The 19,462-nt window shown below is 70.6% G+C and carries 18 protein-coding genes and 1 pseudogene; 9 read left to right on the plus strand and 10 right to left on the minus strand.

The annotated features are described in order from the left end of the window. The first annotated feature begins 58 nt into the window (after window positions 1-58). Both QE374_RS03975 and QE374_RS03980 read left to right on the plus strand, forming a co-directional pair. Entirely contained in the window at window positions 59-484 is a 426-nt protein-coding gene (locus QE374_RS03975; protein ID WP_137416563.1) for an OsmC family peroxiredoxin, read from the plus strand. Beyond that, window positions 477-1,383: pseudogene (locus tag QE374_RS03980) on the plus strand (TIGR01777 family oxidoreductase). Before QE374_RS03975 ends, QE374_RS03980 begins: the two are co-directional and overlap by 8 nt. 3 nt (window positions 1,384-1,386) lie before the next feature. Here QE374_RS03980 and QE374_RS03985 read toward each other — a convergent pair. Together QE374_RS03985 and dapB are read right to left on the minus strand one after the other, a co-directional pair. Then, window positions 1,387-1,833, minus strand: coding sequence for a hypothetical protein (locus tag QE374_RS03985; protein ID WP_309732371.1), 447 nt, complete (start codon window positions 1,831-1,833; stop codon window positions 1,387-1,389). After that, window positions 1,830-2,642 (minus strand): 4-hydroxy-tetrahydrodipicolinate reductase, encoded by an 813-nt coding sequence (gene dapB / locus QE374_RS03990; RefSeq protein ID WP_309732373.1) that lies wholly within the window; start codon window positions 2,640-2,642, stop codon window positions 1,830-1,832. The genes QE374_RS03985 and dapB overlap by 4 nt, the downstream gene beginning before the upstream one ends. Before the next feature lie 37 nt (window positions 2,643-2,679). Between dapB and QE374_RS03995 the strand changes: the two genes are divergently transcribed. Then, window positions 2,680-3,150, plus strand: coding sequence for a GNAT family N-acetyltransferase (locus tag QE374_RS03995; RefSeq protein ID WP_309732375.1), 471 nt, complete (start codon window positions 2,680-2,682; stop codon window positions 3,148-3,150). A gap of 10 nt (window positions 3,151-3,160) precedes the next feature. Here QE374_RS03995 and QE374_RS04000 read toward each other — a convergent pair whose 3' ends face one another. The 3 genes from QE374_RS04000 to QE374_RS04010 all read right to left on the minus strand — a co-directional run bounded on the left by QE374_RS04000 (window position 3,161) and on the right by QE374_RS04010 (window position 7,346). Further along, window positions 3,161-3,763, minus strand: coding sequence for a histidine phosphatase family protein (locus tag QE374_RS04000; RefSeq protein ID WP_137416556.1), 603 nt, complete (start codon window positions 3,761-3,763; stop codon window positions 3,161-3,163). A gap of 59 nt (window positions 3,764-3,822) precedes the next feature. After that, a complete protein-coding gene (locus QE374_RS04005; protein ID WP_396653318.1) occupies window positions 3,823-4,848 on the minus strand; it encodes an aldo/keto reductase in 1,026 nt (341 codons plus the stop codon). Between the two features lie 218 nt (window positions 4,849-5,066). Continuing rightward, a complete protein-coding gene (locus tag QE374_RS04010; protein WP_309732378.1) occupies window positions 5,067-7,346 on the minus strand; it encodes a polyribonucleotide nucleotidyltransferase in 2,280 nt (759 codons plus the stop codon). A 330-nt stretch (window positions 7,347-7,676) separates the two neighbouring features. Between QE374_RS04010 and QE374_RS04015 the strand changes: the two genes are divergently transcribed. Further along, a complete protein-coding gene (locus QE374_RS04015) occupies window positions 7,677-7,880 on the plus strand; it encodes a hypothetical protein (RefSeq protein WP_309732380.1) in 204 nt (67 codons plus the stop codon). A 52-nt stretch (window positions 7,881-7,932) separates the two neighbouring features. Here the strand turns inward: QE374_RS04015 and QE374_RS04020 are convergent, their stop codons facing one another. After that, a complete protein-coding gene (locus QE374_RS04020) occupies window positions 7,933-9,345 on the minus strand; it encodes a cation:dicarboxylate symporter family transporter (protein ID WP_309732382.1) in 1,413 nt (470 codons plus the stop codon). A gap of 106 nt (window positions 9,346-9,451) precedes the next feature. Between QE374_RS04020 and QE374_RS04025 the strand changes: the two genes are divergently transcribed. The 3 genes from QE374_RS04025 to QE374_RS04035 are packed head-to-tail and all read left to right on the plus strand — an operon-like array spanning window position 9,452 to window position 12,597. Continuing rightward, window positions 9,452-10,708 (plus strand): ATP-binding protein, encoded by a 1,257-nt coding sequence (locus tag QE374_RS04025; RefSeq protein WP_309732384.1) that lies wholly within the window; start codon window positions 9,452-9,454, stop codon window positions 10,706-10,708. After that, window positions 10,705-11,385: a response regulator gene (locus QE374_RS04030; protein ID WP_309732385.1), complete on the plus strand. Its 681-nt coding sequence runs from the start codon at window positions 10,705-10,707 to the stop codon at window positions 11,383-11,385. The genes QE374_RS04025 and QE374_RS04030 overlap by 4 nt, the downstream gene beginning before the upstream one ends. A gap of 45 nt (window positions 11,386-11,430) precedes the next feature. Continuing rightward, the gene (locus QE374_RS04035; RefSeq protein ID WP_309732387.1) at window positions 11,431-12,597 is read left to right on the plus strand and encodes a hypothetical protein; all 1,167 of its coding nucleotides are present in this window, start codon (window positions 11,431-11,433) and stop codon (window positions 12,595-12,597) included. A 79-nt stretch (window positions 12,598-12,676) separates the two neighbouring features. Here QE374_RS04035 and QE374_RS04040 read toward each other — a convergent pair whose 3' ends face one another. Further along, on the minus strand, window positions 12,677-14,641 hold the full coding sequence (locus QE374_RS04040) for a GDSL-type esterase/lipase family protein (protein WP_309732388.1): 1,965 nt from the start codon (window positions 14,639-14,641) through the stop codon (window positions 12,677-12,679). Window positions 14,642-14,780: 139 nt separating this feature from the next. Between QE374_RS04040 and QE374_RS04045 the strand changes: the two genes are divergently transcribed. Then, window positions 14,781-15,374: a VTT domain-containing protein gene (locus QE374_RS04045; protein WP_309732390.1), complete on the plus strand. Its 594-nt coding sequence runs from the start codon at window positions 14,781-14,783 to the stop codon at window positions 15,372-15,374. Window positions 15,375-15,402: 28 nt separating this feature from the next. Here the strand turns inward: QE374_RS04045 and QE374_RS04050 are convergent, their stop codons facing one another. The 3 genes from QE374_RS04050 to QE374_RS04060 form a co-directional block, all read right to left on the minus strand. Next, window positions 15,403-16,047 carry an FMN reductase gene (locus tag QE374_RS04050; RefSeq protein WP_309732392.1) on the minus strand — a complete coding sequence of 215 codons (645 nt, stop codon included), beginning with the start codon at window positions 16,045-16,047 and terminating at the stop codon, window positions 15,403-15,405. Next, on the minus strand, window positions 16,047-17,249 hold the full coding sequence (locus tag QE374_RS04055; RefSeq protein WP_309736601.1) for an LLM class flavin-dependent oxidoreductase: 1,203 nt from the start codon (window positions 17,247-17,249) through the stop codon (window positions 16,047-16,049). Before QE374_RS04055 ends, QE374_RS04050 begins: the two co-directional genes overlap by 1 nt. Before the next feature lie 111 nt (window positions 17,250-17,360). Beyond that, the gene (locus QE374_RS04060; RefSeq protein ID WP_309736603.1) at window positions 17,361-18,260 is read right to left on the minus strand and encodes an alpha/beta fold hydrolase; all 900 of its coding nucleotides are present in this window, start codon (window positions 18,258-18,260) and stop codon (window positions 17,361-17,363) included. An 85-nt stretch (window positions 18,261-18,345) separates the two neighbouring features. On the opposite strand from QE374_RS04060, the gene QE374_RS04065 reads away from it, so the two are divergent. After that, the gene (locus QE374_RS04065; protein WP_309732394.1) at window positions 18,346-19,461 is read left to right on the plus strand and encodes an acyltransferase family protein; all 1,116 of its coding nucleotides are present in this window, start codon (window positions 18,346-18,348) and stop codon (window positions 19,459-19,461) included. Window position 19,462: the final 1 nt, after the last annotated feature.

The following is a 19,462-nucleotide window of genomic DNA, read 5'->3' on the forward strand; positions in this document are numbered from 1 at the left end:
AAGTTCCGACGGTTACGCTGTGCCCCGAGGGCCGAAACGCGGCCGGAGGGAGACGACCATGAGTGTCACCAGCGAAGCCAGCACCAGCTGGAAGGGAAGCCTCGCAGAGGGATCGGGCGAGGTCGCCCTCGAGTCCTCCAACCAGGGTCCCCTGGCCGTCAACTGGAAGGCTCGCAGCGAGGGCTCGACCTCGGTGACAACGCCCGAGGAACTGCTGGCCGCCGCGCACTCGTCGTGCTTCAGCATGGCCCTCTCCCACGCGCTGACCGAGAACGGCACTCCTCCGGAGAGCATCGAGACGACCGCATCCGTCACCTTCGTTCCTGGCACCGGGATCAGCGGCAGCCACCTGAACGTCAACGCGAGCGTGCCGGGCCTGTCGTCCGAGGACTTCGCCCGCATCGCCGCTGAGGCGAAGACCGGATGCCCGGTCTCGCAGGCGCTCGCGGGTATCGAGATCACGCTCGAGGCGACGCTTGCCTGAGCCCCGTCACGTCGTCGTCGGCGGCGCCTCCGGGCTCATCGGCGGCGCTCTCGTGAGGTCGCTGCGCGCGGACGGGGTGCGGGTGAGAACGCTCGTGCGCCGTCCGGCGCAGAACGCCGACGAAGTGCCGTGGCTGCAGGACGCCGCCCCGCTCGATCCGGCGGTCCTGGAGGGGGCGGATGCGGTGGTGTCCCTCAGCGGGGCCAGCGTCGGGCGGTTCCCCTGGACTCGCTCGTACAAGAGCACGCTGCTGTGGTCGCGGCTCACCCCCACGCGCACGCTGTCGCGGGCACTGCGTGCTCTGGGCGCGGGCGCTCCGGCATTCGTGTCAGCATCCGCCGTGGGCTACTACGGCTCGGCGCACGGGGTCCGCCAGGACGAGACATCGGGCCCCGGCGAGCGGGTTCCTGTCGCGACTGACCGTCGACTGGGAGCATGCCGCCCGCGAGGCCGGCGACGAGGCCCGCGTGACGCTGTTGCGAACCGCCCCGGTGGTGCACGAGCAGGGTGTGCTCAAGCCCCTTCTGCTGCTCACCAGACTGGGCCTGTCGGGACCGATCGGCCGCGGGACGCAGGTCTGGCCGTGGATCTCGCTCGACGACGAGGTGGGGGCGATCCGCCACATCCTCGCCGAGCAGATCACCGGACCGGTCAACCTGACGGGACCGACTCGCGCGACCGCCAACGATCTCGGCTTCGCGCTCGCCCGACGCATGAACCGGCCCTACGCCCTGCGGGCGCCGGTGTGGGCGGTGCGCGCGGCCCTCGGAGCGGACGCCACCGAGGCACTGCTCACCAACGATGTCGATCTCGTGCCGCAGGTTCTGCTCTCGACCGGCTACCGCTTCACGCATCCCACGGTGGAGGATGCGGTCGCCGCGGCGGTTCCCGCCGCCTGACGCTCAGCCGCGGTCGCGCCGCTCCAACCGGATCGCGGTGCGCACCGCGGCGCGAGCGCGCCGCCGGTCGCCCGATCCGTCGTAGGCGAGTCCGAGCCGGTACCAGGCGCGCCAGTCGTCCGGCGCCTCCTCGACGTCCTGGCGGTAGGCGGGGAACACCGCGTCCGCCTCGTCGCGCAACACGCGCCCGCTCGGCCGCGTCTCCAGCGCCTCCGTGGGCAGCGCGTCGTCGGCCTCCAGCCGGCGGCCGAGCGCCTGCGCGCGCACGCCGAACCACAGTTCCCTTCCCACGGCCCACACGGCGATGACCGGCAGGACCAGCAGGGCGACACCCGCGGCGACTCCCAGCGGCATCCCGCTGGTCAGCAGAAGCCAGGCGCGCTGGCCGACGAACACGGCGTAGAGCGCGAACGCCGCCACCATGACGGCGACGCCGATGCGTGCGCTCATGGAGTCGTCGCAGCGATCTGACCGGAGGCGGCGCCGTCGGTCACCCCGGCGCCCGTGGTGCGCGTTCCAGGCAAGCGGATGCCGATGTCGAGGAAGCTGTCGAGTCCCACGCGCACGCCGCGGGCGTCGCGGGCGGCGGCGAGCGCGATGCGGATGCCGGGGGCGTAGGCCAAGGCCGGCTCGATCGTGTCGTGCACGATCGAGAGCGACTCACCCGGTCCCGACAGGACCACCTCCTGGCGCGCGACGACGCCGGGGCGACGGAGCGAATGGATCGGGACGCTGGCGACCTGCTGTCCGCGTGCCCGCTGGTCGACGTGCGGCGCCTCGACCGGGCCGGTGCTCTGGCGGGCGGCGGCGATCATCTCGGCCGTGCGGACCGCGGTGCCGCTGGGCGAGTCGATCTTCGTCTCGCGGTGGGCTTCGACGATCTCGATCGAATCGAAGAAGGGCGCCGCGGCGGCGGACAGAGCCGAGCCCATCACGGAGCCGAGAGAGAAGTTCGGGATGAACACGACGCCGACGTCGGCCGCATCCGCCAGGGGACGCACGAGCGCGATGCGCTCCGCGGACCACCCGCTCGTGCCCACCAGCACGTTCTTGCCGCGCTCGATCGCCGCGCGAACGACGTCGATGGAGATGGCCGGAACGGACGCGTCGACGACCAGGTCCACATCGTCGATGGCCTGGATGTCGTCGCGAGACGAGAGGGCGGCGACGAGCTCGAAGCCCTCTTCACCCTCGACCACGCCGCGGATGATGCTTCCCAGCTTGCCGGTTGCTCCCACAATGGCCACACGCGTCGTCATGTCTCCACCCTAGGCGCACCCCGGCTACGCTCGCGGTATGCCCACCCTGCGTGCCCTTCCCGCAGACGACCCCGTCAGTCACGAGCTGCTCACCCTGTACTTCGCCCGTCGCGCGGAGGGGTTCCCCGGCGGCGGATACCGCACGGTGTTCCCCGATCCTGCGGCCTTCGAGGAGCCGAACGGCGTGTTCCTCGTTCTCTTCGACGACACCGGCGACGCGATCGGATGCGGTGGCATCCGTCGCATCGCCGACGGACCCACGGGCGTCCGCTACGAGCTCAAGCACCTCTTCGTCCGGCCCGAGGCGCGCGGCAGCGGCGGCGGCCGGCTGCTCGTGACCGAGCTCGAGGAGCGGGCCCGCGCCTTCGGGGCGGCAGAGCTCGTGCTCGACACCCACCACTCGCTCGAGGCAGCCGGCTCGCTCTATGCGCGCAGCGGCTTCACCGCCATCGAGCCGTACAACGACAATCAGAACGCCACGCGCTGGTACGGCAAGGCGTTGAACTGAGCCCCGAACGTCAGACGGGCGGAACCTCGGGGAGGCCCGTGCGCAGCTCGAACGGTAGATGGGCGAGGTCGTTGTGCGAGACGAGCGTCCACGGCCTGCCGTGGCGCTGCGCGATGACCGTGAGTCCCGCGTTGGCCTGATTGAGCGTCATCCAGCGCCAGTCCGGCGCGCCCAGCACCTCGCGCACGAACCACCCGATCACCGCGTTGTGGGTGATGATCAGCTCGTGCACGTCGCCCTGCTTGCGCACCAGGAAAGCCGCGAGGGCGTCGGCCATCTGCGCTCGACCCGCATCCACCGCGGCCTCCGTGATACCGCCGAAGAACGGCTCGAAGACCGCCGGGGTCTCCTCCGTCATCCCGGTCGGTACGCAGTCGAACAGCAGCGAGGAGGCCTCCGGCGTGATCGAGGGCATGCGTTCGGCCACCGCGCGGGCCGTCTCCGCGGCGCGCACGAGCGGCGAGTGCCAGACGGCATCGAACGGAACGCCCGAGAGTCGGTCGGCCAGCAGCTCAGCCTGGCGGCGGCCACGCGGCGACAACGGTCCGTCGTCGATGCCGTGCTCCGCATCCTGATGCTCGCCGTGGCGGACGAGATAGATGTAGTGAGTCACGCCTGTCGCTCCGTCGAGTAGGTCGAACGCCTCATCGGCGTCTCATCCACCCTAACCCGCTACTCCGACGCGCGCGCGATCTCCGACAGCTGACTGCGGGTGAGACGGAGCCCCACTCCCTGCAACACCTCTTCGACGTGAGCGGGCGCGTAGGCGTTCGCGATCGGTGCGGCAACGATCCGCTGCGCGAGCAGCCACGCCACCGCGACCGCCGACACCGGCACACCGAACTCCGCCGCCACCGCATCCAGGGCCTTCAGCGTGCGACTGCCGCGCTTGGTCAGGCTGCCGGCCAGCTGGGCCGCTCGGACCGAGGTGACGGCCTTGTCGCGCGTTCGCCGGGCGCCGGCGAGGAACCCGTGCTCCAGCGGGTGCGACGGTGTCACCGCGACTCCCTGCGCACCGGCGACGAGTCGCAGGTCGCCGTCGAAGTCCTTGCGGCGCAACACGTTGTAGGGCACGTCGAGCACCGTGAACCGCGGGAGTCCGGCCGACGAGAGGATGCGAGCCTCCACGAGCTGCTCCGCTCGGAGGCCGTAGGCGCCGATGGCCCGCACCTTTCCTGCCTCGATCAGCCACTCCAGCGTGGCGAGCGTGTTCTCGAGCGAGCCCACTCCTGCGGTGCCGTCGATGTAGAGCACATCGATGTGGTCGGTGCCGAGCCGCACCAGCGACGCCTCGACCGAGCGGATGAGGTTGACGGGGCCGAGGCCCGGGTGGTCGGGGTGGGCGCCCACGCGGGTCATGAGCACGAGGTCGTCGCGAACGCGGCGCTTGCGCAGCCACTCGCCGATGATGTGCTCGCTGCGCCCGCCGGCGAAGCTGTCGGCGGTGTGCACGGCATTACCGCCACGCTCGACGTACGCGTCGAGGATCGTGTGGCTCGTGTCGATGTCGACGTTCCAGCCGAACTCCGCCCCGCCCAGAATGAGGGGGAAGATGCGCTGTCCACTCTCGCCGAGATCGGTGCGGATGCCGGCACCGACGCCGGGGCCCTGCACGGGGATGGGGGCCGAAGGATGCATCTCGGCCACATCCGTCGGCGCGATCGGATGCGTCGCCGTGCCGATTCCGAAGATTCTCACGCGCACCCCTTCCGCATTCTCGTGTCGCGGAACGCGGAATCCGTGGATCTTCCGCGTGGCTCGACGCGTACTTAGACAGTAAGTGAGCCCGCGGTCACCGGCTCCCGCCACGGCGACAGATCGATAAACATTGCATAACTCTTTTGTCACGGCTTCGCCGCGGACGGCAGAGGCCCCCGCCGCGATATCGCGACGGGGGCCTCTGCAGCGTTCGGCGATCAGCCCTCTGCGGGGGCCTCCGGACCGGGGTTGGCCGCGTCGCGACCCTCCTGATCGGCAGCCTCTTCGAGCACCGGCTCGAGCGACAGCTTGCCGCGGTCGTCGATCTTCGTGATCTTCACCAGCAGCTTCTGACCCACGTTGAGCACGTCGTCGACGTTCTCGACGCGCTTGCCACCGGCGAGCTTGCGGACCTCGCTGACGTGCAGCAGACCGTCCTTGCCGGGCAGCAGCGAGATGAAGGCGCCGAAGGTGGCGATCTTCACGACGGTGCCGAGGAACTGCTCGCCGACCTCGGGGTTGGTCGGGTTGGCGATCGCGTTCACCTGGGCGCGGGCGGCCTCGGCCGAGGGGCCGTCGGTCGCGCCGATGTAGACGGTGCCGTCCTCCTCGATGGAGATCTGCGCACCGGTCTCGTCCTGGATCGCGTTGATCGTCTTGCCCTTCGGGCCGATCAGCTCGCCGATCTTGTCGACGGGGATCTGCACGCTGATGACGCGCGGCGCGGTGGGCGCCATCTCGTCGGGAGCATCGATCGCCGCGTTCAGCACGTTGAGGATCGTCAGACGCGCGTCCTTGGCCTGGGTGAGAGCTGCCGCGAGGACCGACGACGGGATGCCGTCGAGCTTCGTGTCGAGCTGGATGGCCGTGACGAACTCGCTCGTACCCGCGACCTTGAAGTCCATGTCGCCCAGCGCGTCCTCGGCACCCAGGATGTCGGTCAGCGCCGCATACCGCGTCTGGCCGTCGACCTCGTCGGACACGAGACCCATCGCGATACCCGCGACCGGAGCGCGCAGCGGCACACCGGCGTTGAGCAGCGACAGCGTCGAGGCGCACACGGAGCCCATGGACGTCGAGCCGTTGGAGCCGAGGGCCTCGGACACCTGGCGGATCGCGTAGGGGAACTCCTCGCGGCTGGGCAGCACCGGAACGAGGGCGCGCTCGGCCAGGAAGCCGTGACCGATCTCGCGACGCTTCGGGCTGCCCACACGGCCGGTCTCACCGGTCGAGTAGGGCGGGAAGTTGTAGTGGTGCATGTAGCGCTTGCTCGTGGTGGGGCTCAGCGAGTCGATCTGCTGCTCCATCTTGAGCATGTTCAGCGTGGTGACGCCCAGGATCTGGGTCTCACCGCGCTGGAAGATCGCCGAACCGTGCACGCGCGGGATGACCTGCACCTCGGCGTCGAGCGCACGGATGTCGGCCAGGCCGCGTCCGTCGATACGAACACCCTCGGCGAGGATGCGGCCGCGCACGATCTTCTTGGTGACCGACTTGTACGCGGCGGAGAACTCGAGCGTCGCCGCAGCGGGCAGCTGCTCGGCCTCGACCGCGGCGACGAGCTCTGCCTTGACGGCATCCTTCACCGCGTCGTCCGCGTTCTGGCGCTCCTGCTTGTCGGCGATCTGGTAGATCGGGACGAGCTTGTCGTAGGCGCGCTCGGCGACGAAGTCGTACGTCTCCTGGCTGTAGGGCGGGAAGACCGGGTACGGCTGGATCTCCTTCGCGGCGGTGTTCGCCACGACGTTCTGCGCCGCGACGAGCTCCTTGATGAAGGGCTTGGCGGCCTCGAGGCCCTGCGCGACGATCTCCTCGCTGGGCTTGGTGGCGCCGGCCTTGATGAGGTTCCAGCTGTGCTCGGTGGCCTCGGCCTCGACCATCATGATCGCGACTTCGCCGTCGTCCAGGACGCGACCGGCGACGATGAGGTCGAAGACGGCCTCCTGCAGCTGCTCGGCCTTCGGGAACGCGATCCACTGGTCGGCGTGCTCGCCGTGACCCGGGATGAGCGCGAGGCGCACACCGGCGATGGGACCGGAGAAAGGCAGCCCCGAGATCTGCGTCGACAGGGATGCGGCGTTGATGGCCAGCGCGTCGTAGAACTCGCCCGGCGCGATCGAGAGCACCGTGACGACGATCTGGACCTCGTTGCGCAGGCCGTCGACGAACGACGGGCGCAGCGGGCGGTCGATCAGGCGGCAGACCAGGATCGCCTCGGTCGAGGGGCGTCCCTCGCGACGGAAGAACGAACCGGGGATCTTGCCGGCGGCGTACGAGCGCTCCTCGACGTCGACGGTCAGCGGGAAGAAGTCGAAGCCCTCACGAGGGTGCTTCCCGGCGCTCGTCGCCGAGAGGAGCATCGTCTCCTCGTCGAGGTAGGCGGCAACGGCACCCTGTGCCTGCTGCGCCAGTCGCCCGGTCTCGAACCGGACGGTGCGGGTGCCGAATCGGCCGTTGTCGAGAACGGCTTCGGCGGCGGTGATTTCCGGACCTTCCAAGAGGTCCCTCCTTCTTTGTTTAGGCTCGCCACCCCGTGTGGGCGACGAGCGGACATGCGAAGGAGCAGGGCTGCGGTTATGGGCGCGCGGCATGACTGCAGAGAGCCTGCGCTGGCCACCAGTAGAAGACCACCCGGCGTGCGACGCACGACGAGGAACCCACCACAGGGGACCAGCTTCCCGCCGGCCTGCTCCGTGAACTCGTATGGAGTTGGCGATCGCAGAGAGCGATCCGCCTCAGCCTACCAGGGCAACCTGTTCTCACGCCGGTCGACGCCGCCTATCGTGGAACGCACAGCCGCGCCAGCGGAACCGACGAGAGGACAGGTCATGACCCACGACACCACCCCCGGCTCCGACCGCGACGCAGAGCCGGGCACCGAGCCTGCAGCCTCCGGCGAGGAGCAGCTCGTCGAGGACGGGCTGCTCGATGGCACCCCGGAGACCCCGGACCCGCGCGAAGAGGCTCAGCTGCAGGCGCAGCTCGAGCGCGAGATGCGCTTCGACGGCTTCGAGCAGGGCATCGAGGGCTGACAAGCGACGAGGAGGGCCCCGGCGCACGGCGCGCCGGGGCCCTCCTCGTCGTTCAACGGGTACTGGTTGCCATCTCCTTCGCGGCCGCATCCCCCTGCGCTGCGACGGGCGCCTTCTGTCCCGCATCCACACCGTGTCCGCCGGTCAGGGTGGACTCGTCGAAGGGCCGGGCACCCGAGAGCACCTCGCGCACCCGCGCCTTGTCGATCTGCCGGGTCCAGGTGCCAATCAGCACGGTCGCCACCGCGTTGCCGGTGAAGTTCGTGACCGCACGCCCCTCCGACATGAAGCGGTCGATGCCGACGATGACGCCCACCCCGCCGACGAGGTCGGGGCGGTAGGTCTGCAGGCCCGCGGCCAGGGTCGCAAGCCCCGCGCCCGTGACGCCCGCAGCGCCCTTCGAGGCGATGATCATGAACACGAGCAGGCCGATCTGCTCCGGGATGGACATCGGGGCGCCCATGCCCGTCGCGATGAACAGCGAGGCCATCGTGAGGTAGATCGCCGTGCCGTCGAGGTTGAAGGAGTACCCGGTGGGAACCGTGATGCCCACGACCGGCTTCGAGACGCCGAGGTGCTCCATCTTCGCGATGAGTCGGGGAAGTGCGGATTCCGACGACGACGTACCGACGATCAGGAGGTACTCGCGGCCCAGGTACTTCATGAGCGAGAAGATGTTGACCCGCGCGACCGCGTACAGCAGGGACCCCAGCACGCCCGCGATGAAGACGAAGCACGTGATGTAGAACGCGACCATCAGAAGACCGAGCCCGAGGATCGCCGCGACGCCGGTCGAGCCGACGACGGCGGCGATGGCGCCGAACGCGCCGACGGGCGCGAGCCAGAGGATCATGCCCAGGATGCGGAACACGAGCGTCTGCAGGTGGGTGACGGCGGTCATGATCGGCTTGCCCTTCTCCCCGAGCCCCTGCAGCGCGAAGCCGACCAGGAGCGCGATGAAGAGCACCTGCAGCACGCTGCCGCCGGTGAACGCGGCGAAGAAGGACTCCGGGACGATGTGCAGCAGGAAGTCGACGGTGGAGGTCGCCTCACCGGTCGCCTGATAGGTCGAGCCGGACATGTCCAGGCCTTCGCCCGGGTGGATGATGTTGCCGACCACGAGGCCGATCGCCAGCGCGAAGGTCGACATCCCGAGGAAGTAGACCAGCGCCAGGCCGCCGATCTTGCCGACGGTCGCCGCTTTGGCGATGGATCCCACGCCCACCACGATCGTGCAGAAGATGATCGGGGCGATCATCATCGTGATGAGCGAGACGAACGCCGTTCCCAGCGGCTTCAGCCCGACCGCGAACTCGGGGAAGGCGAGACCCACCACGGCGCCGGCGACCACGGCGATGATCACCGAGACGTACAGCCAGGTGTGCTTGTCCCATTTCTTGCGACCGGGGCGGCCTGTCAGCCGCGGCAGGGTCACCGTCGTCGTGCGGGGAAGTCGCAGAGCCATCATCGTCTCCTTCTCGATCGGGCCGCCTCATCGTGGCCACGCTCGTACCCTCGCGCCCACTGACGGACCGGGTCGAGTTGTGGTCGTATTGGTCACGGAGGATGCGGTGAGACCGACGAAGTTCCCGAGGAGCGCGGCCACGCGCCTGTTCCTGCTGATCGCCGCCGCTGCCGTCGCGGCGGCGGCCGTGCTCAGCGCCGTACTCGTGCTGGATGCCCAGCGCGCGGAACGCGCGGAGGCCGAGCGCGCGACGCAGATCGTCGCGCGTACCCTCGCCGAGGACCCGTTCGTTCGAAGCAGCATCAGCTCCCCCGCCCCCTCAGCAGTCCTCCAGCCGTTCGCGGAGTCGGTCATGGCCGCCAGCGACCTCGACTTCGTGACGATCATGTCTCCGGACGGCGTGCGATTCACCCACCGGGATCCGGCACGGATCGGCGAGCGCTACATCGGCACGATCCCCGCCTCCCCTGAGTCGCTCACCGAGGAGCGCGCGGGGACGCTGGGCCCGTCGGTGCGCACGATCGCCCCCGTGATCCAGGGCGACGAGGTCGTGGGGTGGGTGTCGGCGGGGGTGACGCTGGGCAGTATCGGAGACGGGATCGCTGCCCGACTGCCGTTCGCGCTGGCGGTCGCGCTCGTCGTGCTCGCCGCAGGCCTGGTCGGCGCGGTGCTCGCGCGCGGCCAGGCGCGGCGCGTGACGGGCGATCTGGCCGCATCCGAGATCCGCGACACGCTCTCGAGCGCCGAGTCGATGCGCACCCTCGGCGAGGCGCTGCGAGCGCAGACGCACGAGCACGGCAACCGCATCCATACCGCCGTCGCCCTGCTCGAGATGGATCGGCGCGAAGAGGCGATCGCGCTGCTCACCGACTCCGCCCAGGCCTCGCAGGAGCTGGTCGATCAGGTCACGGCGCGCACCGACGGCGACGCCACCGTGGGCGCCCTGGTGCTCGGCAAGGTGTCGCAGGCGGCCGAGCGCGGGGTGCTCCTGCGCACGCAGATCGCTCCCGACGCGCCCCGCTCGGTGCTCTCCGCCGTCGATGCCGTCACGGTCGTGGGTAACCTGCTCGACAACGCCGTGGATGCGGCGGCCTCCGGTCCCACGCCGCGCACCGTCGATTTCACGATGACGCGGTCAGGGCGAGACCTGATCCTCACGGTGACCGACTCGGGCGCCGGCGTGCCCACCGAGCTGCGCGAGAGGGTGTTCGAGATGGGATTCAGCACGAAGCCCGCGGGGGCGGAGGGTCGCGGTGTGGGCCTGGCCCTCGTTCGGGACATCGTGACGGCGGCGGGCGGCAGCATCCGCATCGACGACACCGACCCGAGCCGCTTCGAGGTGTTGCTGAGGGGGCGCGGATGATCCGGGTGCTTGTCGTCGACGACGACGCGTTGACCCTCGAGCTGCACGGACAGTACGTCGGGCGCCTGGACGGCTTCGAGGTCGGCGGACTGTGTGCCGGCGCGGCAGCCGCCGTGCGCGCGCTCATCGGGCCTGCGCCGAGGCCCGCCGTCGACCTCGTGCTGCTGGATATGACCATGCCGGACGGGAGCGGGCTGGATGTGCTGCGCCGCATCCGCGCCGCGGGCAGCACGGTGGACGTGATCGCGGTGACCAGCGTGCGCGACGCCGAGACCGTGCGTGCCACTGCCAGTCTCGGGGTCGTGCAGTACCTCGTGAAGCCGTTCGCCTTCGGAGTGTTCCGGGAGCGGCTCGAGCAGTACGCGCAGGCACGCGAGCTGCGCACTCCGCGTGGGCGGGCGACACAGGCCGAGATCGATGCGCTGCTCGGGGCCGGTCGCACGGCCCCGATCCCGGTGACGCCGAAAGGCATCTCGCCGGACACGCTGGATGCGGTGGGCCGGGCACTTCGCGGGGGCGAAGCGCTCTCGGCCGTCGAGACGGCGCGTCTGCTGGGCCTGTCACGGGTCTCGGCCCGCCGCTATCTGGAGCACCTGGTGGAGATCGGTGCGGCCGAGCGACGTGCGCGCCACGGCCGCCCGGGCCGACCCGAGAGCGAGTACCGCTGGGCGATGTGACTCATGGGGTTGGTGTGACGCCTGTGACGCAATAGCGTGTTCCGCATGATCGTCGAGCGCACGCCCCGCCCGCGGGCGTTGCGCCCGGCCGCGCTCGCTGTCGCCGTCGCGATCGTTGCGCTGTTCGCCGGGTCCGCCGCACCCGCTCAGGCTGCCGACACCCCTTCGTGGAACGACGTGCAGAACGCGCGCGACGACCAGGCGGCCGCGGCCGAGCTCGTCGCCCGCATCGAGGCCGAGCTCGACGCCGCGCAAGAGCGCAGTGCCGCCACCGCCACCGCGGCGCTGGATGCGGCGCGCATCGCTGAGGACGCCCGCCGACGCGCGGACGACGCCGCGCAGCGTTCCGCTGCGCTCGATGCGCAGGTGGACGCAGCGCGGACGGAGGCTGAGGCGCAGCGCGCTCGCGCCGGCGCTCTCGCGTCCTCCATGTACCGGCTGCAGTCTGACGGACCGCTGGCGGCCCGACTGCTGACCGCCGCCGACCCGGACGACCTGCTCGACCGCCTCGGCCTGCTCGAGACGATGGGAACCGCGTGGGCCGGCCGCGCGGCGCAGGTGCAGAGCACGGCGCAGGTCTTGGCCGCACTGGACGATCAGGCCACCCTGGCGCGCGCCGCGCGCGAGGACGCCGCCGCGGCGGCCGAACGCGCCGCAGCCGATGCGCAGTCCGCCGCGGATTCGGAGGCGGCCGCGGTGACGGAGCTCACCACGCAGGCCGACACCCTCTACGCGCAGTTGGCAACCCTCAAGGGCACCACGGCCGACCTGGAGCGCCGGTACCGGCTGGCGAGCCAGGTTGCGGCGCAACCCGCCAATCCCGCCCCCGGCTCCCCCTCGTCCGGCTCTCCCGCGCCACCGGCGCCGCCCGTTCCCTCCCCTCCCGCGAGCGGTGCCGTCGTCGTCGACCCCGCGGGAGCACGGGACTATGCGCGCGGTGCGATCGGCGTCTACGGCTGGGGCCCGGATCAGTTCGAATGTCTCGTGTCGCTGTGGAACCGGGAGTCCGGCTGGCGCGCCGACGCGCTCAACCCGTCCAGCGGCGCCTACGGCATCCCTCAGGCGTTGCCCGGGGGCAAGATGGCGAGCGCGGGCGCCGACTGGCGCACGAACGCCGCCACGCAGATCAACTGGGGACTGTCGTACATCTCCGACCGTTACGGCTCCCCCTGCGGAGCGTGGGGGCACTCACAGGCCACCGGCTGGTACTGACGCGCGTTTCGGCTCGCTCCGCTCGCTCAACGACCAGGGGCGCCGGTCGTTGAGCGAGCCGCAGGCGAGACGAAACGCGTCAGGCAGAGGAGGAGGCGCGGCGCGAGCGTCCGGCGCCGGGCATCTCGACGTAGTCGGCGTGCTTGGCATCCAGCCCGTCACCGGCGGTGCGCCCCCGCATCCGACGCCACAGCCAGGGCAGCGCGTCGCGGCGCAACCAGCCGCCCGCCGGGGGCTCGTCGTCGTGGAGAGCCGCGTCCAGATCACCCAGGGCCTCCGCATCCGGGATTCCCAGCACCTCGGCGGCGCGATAGGCGAGGAAGCGGTGGCCGCGCGAGCGCAGGTGCACCTTGTCGTCGGCCCACATCTCCAGCGCGCCGATCTCGGGCAGTGCGTCCAGGTCGAGGAGCATGCAGCCGTGGACACGCGCGATGCGGCGAAGCTCAGAGGCGTACTGGGCGAATCGGCGGGCGAAGAGTCCCGCGGCCCGACGATGCGGCAGGAACGGCGTCACCAGGAGAACATCGCAACCCGCCGCCCGCAGCGCGACGACACCCTCCTCCAGTTCCGCGGCGAGCGCCCGCGGCGCCGCGCCATGGCCGACGAGGTCGTTCGCGCCCATGAGGATCGACACGAGATCGGGGCGCAGTTCGAGCGCCCGCGGGATCTGCGTCGTCGTGAGATCGCGCACGCGACGCGAGCGGACCGCGAGATTGGCGTAGCGGAAGGGGTCGCGGCCGCGGTGCTGCTGCGCCAGCAGCGGCGCGAGACGGTCGGCCCAGCCGCGGTACTGGCCGTGCGGTGCGCGCGAGGTGTCGCACAGGCCCTCGGTGAGCGAATCGCCGAGGGCGACGAACCTCGCCCACCGACGCGGCGTGGGAAGCGGCGCGGGCATAGCGGGACGTGTGTCGCCGCGGGCCAGAAGACGGTCATCGATCCGGCGCAGCTCCCGCGCTTCGTCGTAGTGCCCGAGGAGCTGACCGTACAGCGACGCCCAGGTGCGCTCGGCGACGGCGTCGCGGGCGGCGACCGAGAAAGCCTGCCTCTTCGCGTCGTCACCCAGCAGGTCACCGACGCGAGCGCGCAGATCCGCGAGGTCACCGGGGCGGTAGAGCCATCCGTCGATGCTCGAGCGGACGAGGTCGACGGGACCGCCCGTCCCCGTGGCGACGACCGGGACGCCGCTCGCGTGCGCCTCCTGGATCGTCTGGCCGAAGGTCTCGCTCTCGCCGGGGTGCACGAACACGTCGAACGACGCCATCGCCTCGGCGAGCTCGGTGCCCGCGAGATGACCGAGGAACACCGCACCGGGAAGCTGCTGCTCCAGCTGTGCGCGGGAGGGACCGTCTCCCACGATCACCAGCCGCGCGCCGTCGACACCCGCCAGCGCGGCGAGATCCTCCACCTGCTTCTCGGGGGCGAGGCGCCCGACGTAGCCGATGATGCGCTCGCCGGGTGCGATCCGGCGGCGGAACTGCTCGCTGCGACGGTCCGGCCGGAATCTCTCGCCGTCCACGCCGCGCGCCCACATCCGCAGGCGGTCCACCCCCATCCGCTCCAGCTGCGCCACCGAGGAGGTCGAGGGCGCCAGGGTGAGGGTCGCCCGACGGTGGAGCCGCGCGACATGGCCGGCGGCGAGGGCCGCGGCCTGCGGCATCCGGTAGCGCTGCGCGTAGGCGACGACGTCGGTCTGGTAGATCGCGACGGATGCCGTGCGCAGCGACTCCGCCGCGTTCACGCCCTGCCAGCCCAGCACGAAAGGCGAAGCGAGGTGGACGACGTCGGGGCGGAACTCGCGGAGGATCGCCGCGATCCGTGCGACGCGCGCGAAGACGACCCGCACCTGCGGATACGACGGCAGCGGGAGCGAGGCGAGCAGCTCGGTGCGGGAGGCTGCGACCGCGTCGACGGACTCGGCCGCGCGCGGGGCGATCACGAGCGTCTCGTGACCGTCGGCGGCGAGGTGCCGGAGCACCTGCAGGACGGAACCGGTCACACCGTTCATGTGCGGAAGGTAGGACTCGGCGATCAGCGCGACTCTCACGAGACCAGGGTGCTCCCGCAGCTGCGCCCGAATGGTGCGAACCCCGGCGGATCGTCGAGAGTTCACCCGATGCACCACGGCTCGTCACCGGACGTGCCCCGTTGGGTCGCCGTTCACCCGCCGCTGCGATGCTTCCCCCGTGGCGGAGCCTTTCCTGACCGATCTCGCATCGAGTCCGTGGGCGCTGCCGCTCATGGCTCTGCTGGTGTTCGCCGATGCGCTGCTGGTGGTGATCCCGGGCGAGGTCGCGGTGACCGCCATGGGCGCGCTGGCGGTGTCGACCGGGCAGCCGCCGATCGTCGCGGTCGTGGCCGTCGCCGCTGCCGCGGCATTCGCGGGTGATGCCGCGGGATACCTGCTGGGACGCACGGTCGGGATCGAACGCTGGCGCTGGATGCGGCATCCCCGCGTCGCATCGGCGTTCGCGTGGGCGCGCGGGCGCCTACACCGCAGCGCCGCGACGGTCGTGTTCACCGCGCGCTTCATCCCCTTCGCGCGCGTCGCCGTCACCCTCACGGCAGGGGCTACCGGGGTGCCTGCGGTGAGGTTCCTCGGCGCGTGCGCTCTCGCGGCGCTCGGCTGGGCGGCCTACCAGAGCCTGATCGGCGCGGCCGTCGGCGCCGTCGTGCCCGGCGGCCCCGTCGTCGCGGTGATCGTCTCCGTCGCCCTCGCGCTGGGCCTGGGCTTCGCCGTGGATGCGATCGCGGCGAGACGTGTGAGGGCGCCGCGATGACGCGGCGCCCTCACACGATCAGGGGATGTCACTCCCCCGACAGACCTCCCAGCAGGTGGCCGAACGAGCGGCCCTCGCCGAGGTAGTTGGCCGGATCGAACGGGTCGGCGTCGACGACGGGGCTGCGGCGGGCGATGGCCTCGGCCAGCTCCCGCGCCCCCTTGTCCACGCGGCTGGAGAGCGTCGCCACCTGATCTCCGCTGCCGCCCCAGTCGGCGGAGGCGGCGAACACGCCGGTCGAGACCGCATCCGCGTGGAGATAGGCGAACAGCGGGCGGATCGCGTAGTCGATCGCCAGCGAGTGGCGGGCGGTGCCCGCGTTCGCGCCGATGAGCACCGGCTTGCCGCGCAGCGCGTCGGGATCCAGCACGTCGATGAACGACTTGAAGAGCCCCGAGTAGCTGGTGGAGAAGATCGGAGTCACGACGATGAGCGCGTCGGCCGACACCACCGTGTTGATCATCGTCTCCAGCGCCGTGGGTGCGAATCCGGTGAGCAGGTTGTTCGTGATGTCGTGCGCATAGTCGCGCAGCTCGAACACGTCGGCGGTGATCTCCATGTCCCGCTCCGCCAGCTCGCGCGCCGTGGCGGCGAGCAGGCGGTCGGCCAGCATCCGGGTCGACGAGGGGTTCGACAGTCCCGCCGAGATGACGGCGATACGTCGGGTGCTCATCAGGCGCTCCGTGTGGCAGCGGCGCCGAAGGCGGCACCGACCGGCTGCGGGGTGTCCTGGTAAGGAGAGCCCGAAGTCAGGTTGTCACCGCGGTTGGCGCGCGGGGTGGCCTGACGGGGCTCGGCGTCGCCGTACGTCTTGCGCACCAGGTTCTCGTGGGTGGGCGCGTCCGGCACGTCGGCGGGACGGTTCTTCGCGAGCTCCTTGCGCAGCACCGGCACGACCTCGCCACCCAGGATGTCGAGCTGCTCGAGCACGATCTTCAGAGGCAGACCCGCGTGGTCCATGAGGAACAGCTGGCGCTGGTAGTCGCCGAACAGGTCGCGCATACCGGCGTAGCGGTCGATGACCTGCTGGGGCGAGCCGACGGTGAGGGGCGTCATCTGCGTGAAGTCCTCCATCGACGGGCCGTGTCCGTAGACGGGGGCGTTGTCGAAGTAGGGACGGAACTCGTTGACGGCGTCCTGCGAGTTGGCGCGCATGAACACCTGTCCGCCGAGGCCCACGATCGCCTGCTCGGGCGTGCCGTGTCCGTAGTGGGCGTAGCGCTGACGGTACAGCGCGATCAGGCGCTGGTAGTGCTCGGCCGGCCAGAAGATGTTGTTCGCGAAGAAGCCGTCACCGTAGTAGGCGGCCTGCTCGGCGACCTCCGGCGTGCGGATCGAGCCGTGCCACACGAAGGGAGGCACACCGTCGAGGGGACGCGGGGTGGCGGTGAAGCCCTGCAGCGGGGTGCGGAACTTGCCCTCCCAGTCCACGACGTCCTCACGCCACAGCTTGTGCAGCAGCGCATAGTTCTCCAGCGCGATGGGCAAGCCCTGACGGATGTCCTTGCCGAACCAGGGGTAGACAGGGCCGGTGTTGCCGCGTCCGAGCATGATGTCGGTGCGGCCGTTGGAGACGTGCTGCAGCATCGCGAAGTCCTCGGCGATCTTCACCGGGTCGTTCGTGGTGATGAGAGTCGTGGCGGTCGACACGAGCAGCCGCTCGGTCTGCGCGGCGATCGCTGCGAGCGTCGTGGTCGGCGACGACGACCAGAAGGGCGGGTTGTGGTGCTCGCCGAGGGCGAAGACGTCCAGCCCCACCTCCTCGGCGTGCTTGGCGATCGTGATGGTGTTGCGGATGCGCTCCGCTTCGCTCGGGGTGTGACCCGACACCGGGTCCTGGGTGATGTCCGAGACCGTGAAGATGCCGAACTGCATTCCCGGCCAGGTGGTGTTCTCGCTCACGATTCCTCTTCCGCTTCCCGGGTGCGTGCCCGCATCCGTTTCTATGCGATTGAATATATCCCCTATAACGCGTCGGGGTCGAGGTTATTCCCGGCGATCGGCGGCCGATTCGTACAGATGACGCAGATCCCTGCTCAGTTGGTGGGGCACCGTCTCGCTCGGCGAATGACCGGTGTCGTAGACGACCGCCCGCGCCCCGATCCGCGACGCATAGGCGCGATAATCGAACTCGGGCCAGAGATCGTGCGTGCCGGTGGCGACGAGCTTGGGCAGGTCGAGGCCCGCGACGGCGGCCGTGACATCGGGCATCGTCATCATGAGGCCCACGATGTCGGTCACGCTCGAGCGTCGGGTCAACGCGAACCGCTCGCGCACGAAGCGCAGCCTGCCCGGCGGCACGCGATTGAGGTTGTTGCGGATCCCCCAGAGCATGAGCCCGGCACCCGCGCGCGGCCCCGCCGCATCCGAAAGGCGTCCGATGCGCTTGACGCCGCGGAACACCTGCCCCGTGGCCGGCGGGCAGGTCACGAGCGCGAGAGTCGCGAAGAGGTCGGGGCGCGCGACGAGCGCGAGCTGGGCGACGAGGCCGGCGAAGCTGTATCCCAGCACGTGCACGGGGGCGGACCCGGTCTCGAGCACCGCGATCATGTCGTCCACGAACAGCGGGTAGTCGTAGTGCCGCCGGGGCGGTAGGAGGTTCTCCGGCCCCGCGGCCGCCGATTCGTACTGACCCGCCAGATCGTAGGACTCGACCCGGTAGCCCGCGGCGGCGAGCAGCGGCATGACGAGCACGAAGTCCTCCTTCGACCCGGTCACCCCGGGAGCGAGCAGAACCCTGGGGCCGTCCGCCGGGCCGAGCGAGACACGGGCCAACGGGCCCGACGGGGCCACGACGACATCGCGCACGGCGTCCGGCGGGAACAGATGCCAATCCACGTCGCCGAGAGATCGGTCCTGCCAGGCAGCATCCTCGCGCACGACCATCGACACCCCCTCACCGGTGGCCACACCCTACTGCCTCCCTGTACGGGCGACACGCGCACCACGCGCACCGGTAGGGTCGCACGCGATGAGCCTTCCGCCGACCCCCGCGCCCGCGCGCCCGAAGCGCCGGGTGCCGTTCTGGGACAACGCGCGCTTCGCATCGATCGTCCTGGTCGTACTCGGGCACGCCACGCAACGCCTCATCTACGACTCGGATGCGGCCCTCGCGCTCTACCTGGTCGTGTACGCCTTCCACATGCCCGCCTTCGCCGTCATCTCGGGGTACTTCTCGAAGGCGGGCGTTCCGGGCAAGCGGCAGATGGCCCGCGTCGTCACCGACATCCTGCTGCCCTACCTCATCTTCGAGACCCTCTGGACGATCACCAAGTTCCTCGTGGAGGGGGCGGCCAACCCGAACCCGACCCAGCCCTCGTGGACGCTGTGGTTCCTGCTCGCGCTCGGGATCTTCCGCGTCGTCCTGCCCTACCTCGCCCTCCTGCGCTGGCCGCTGCTGTGGGCCCTGGTGGTCTCGATCGGCGTGGGATACCTGCCGAACATCGACTCCACGCTGTCCCTGTCGCGCACGATGGGACTCCTGTTCTTCTTCACCCTCGGCTGGTGGCTGCGCGAGCACGACATCGTCGAGCGCTTCTCACTGCTGGCTCGTCCGTGGTGGAGCCGCATCGCCGCTGCCGTGGTGCTGGCCGGTGCCGGCGCGGTCGCGTGGATCTTCATCGACCTGTGGCGGGCGATCGATCTGCGCACCTGGCTCTTCTACGAGGACGCCTACTCCGACCTCGGTGGCGAGCAGTGGTGGGCCGGCGGCATCCGGCTCGCGCTGATGGCGATCGCCCTGGTGCTGACCGCCGCCTTCCTCGCGCTCGTGCCCCGGCGGGCCGCGTGGTGGACCTCGTTCGGGCAGTACACGATGTACGTCTACCTGCTGCACTCCTTCGTGCTCTACCCGTTCCGGGAGTCGGGCGTCCTGCGCGGCCTCGATCCGACCTGGTTCTGGTTGCCGGTCGTCTGCGCCGCATCCGTGCTCATCGCGTTGGCACTCGCGACGGCGCCGGTGCGCCGGGTGTTCCGCCCCCTCGTCGAGCCGCGCTGGTCGTGGCTGTTCGCCGACCGCACCCTGGCACGTCGCGAAGGGCACCGCAGCGATCCGACCGGTTCGCGCCGCGCTCCCGAGCGCCGCTGAA

This window comes from Microbacterium sp. SORGH_AS_0428 (assembly GCF_031453615.1).
In the GTDB taxonomy this organism is placed as follows: domain Bacteria; phylum Actinomycetota; class Actinomycetes; order Actinomycetales; family Microbacteriaceae; genus Microbacterium.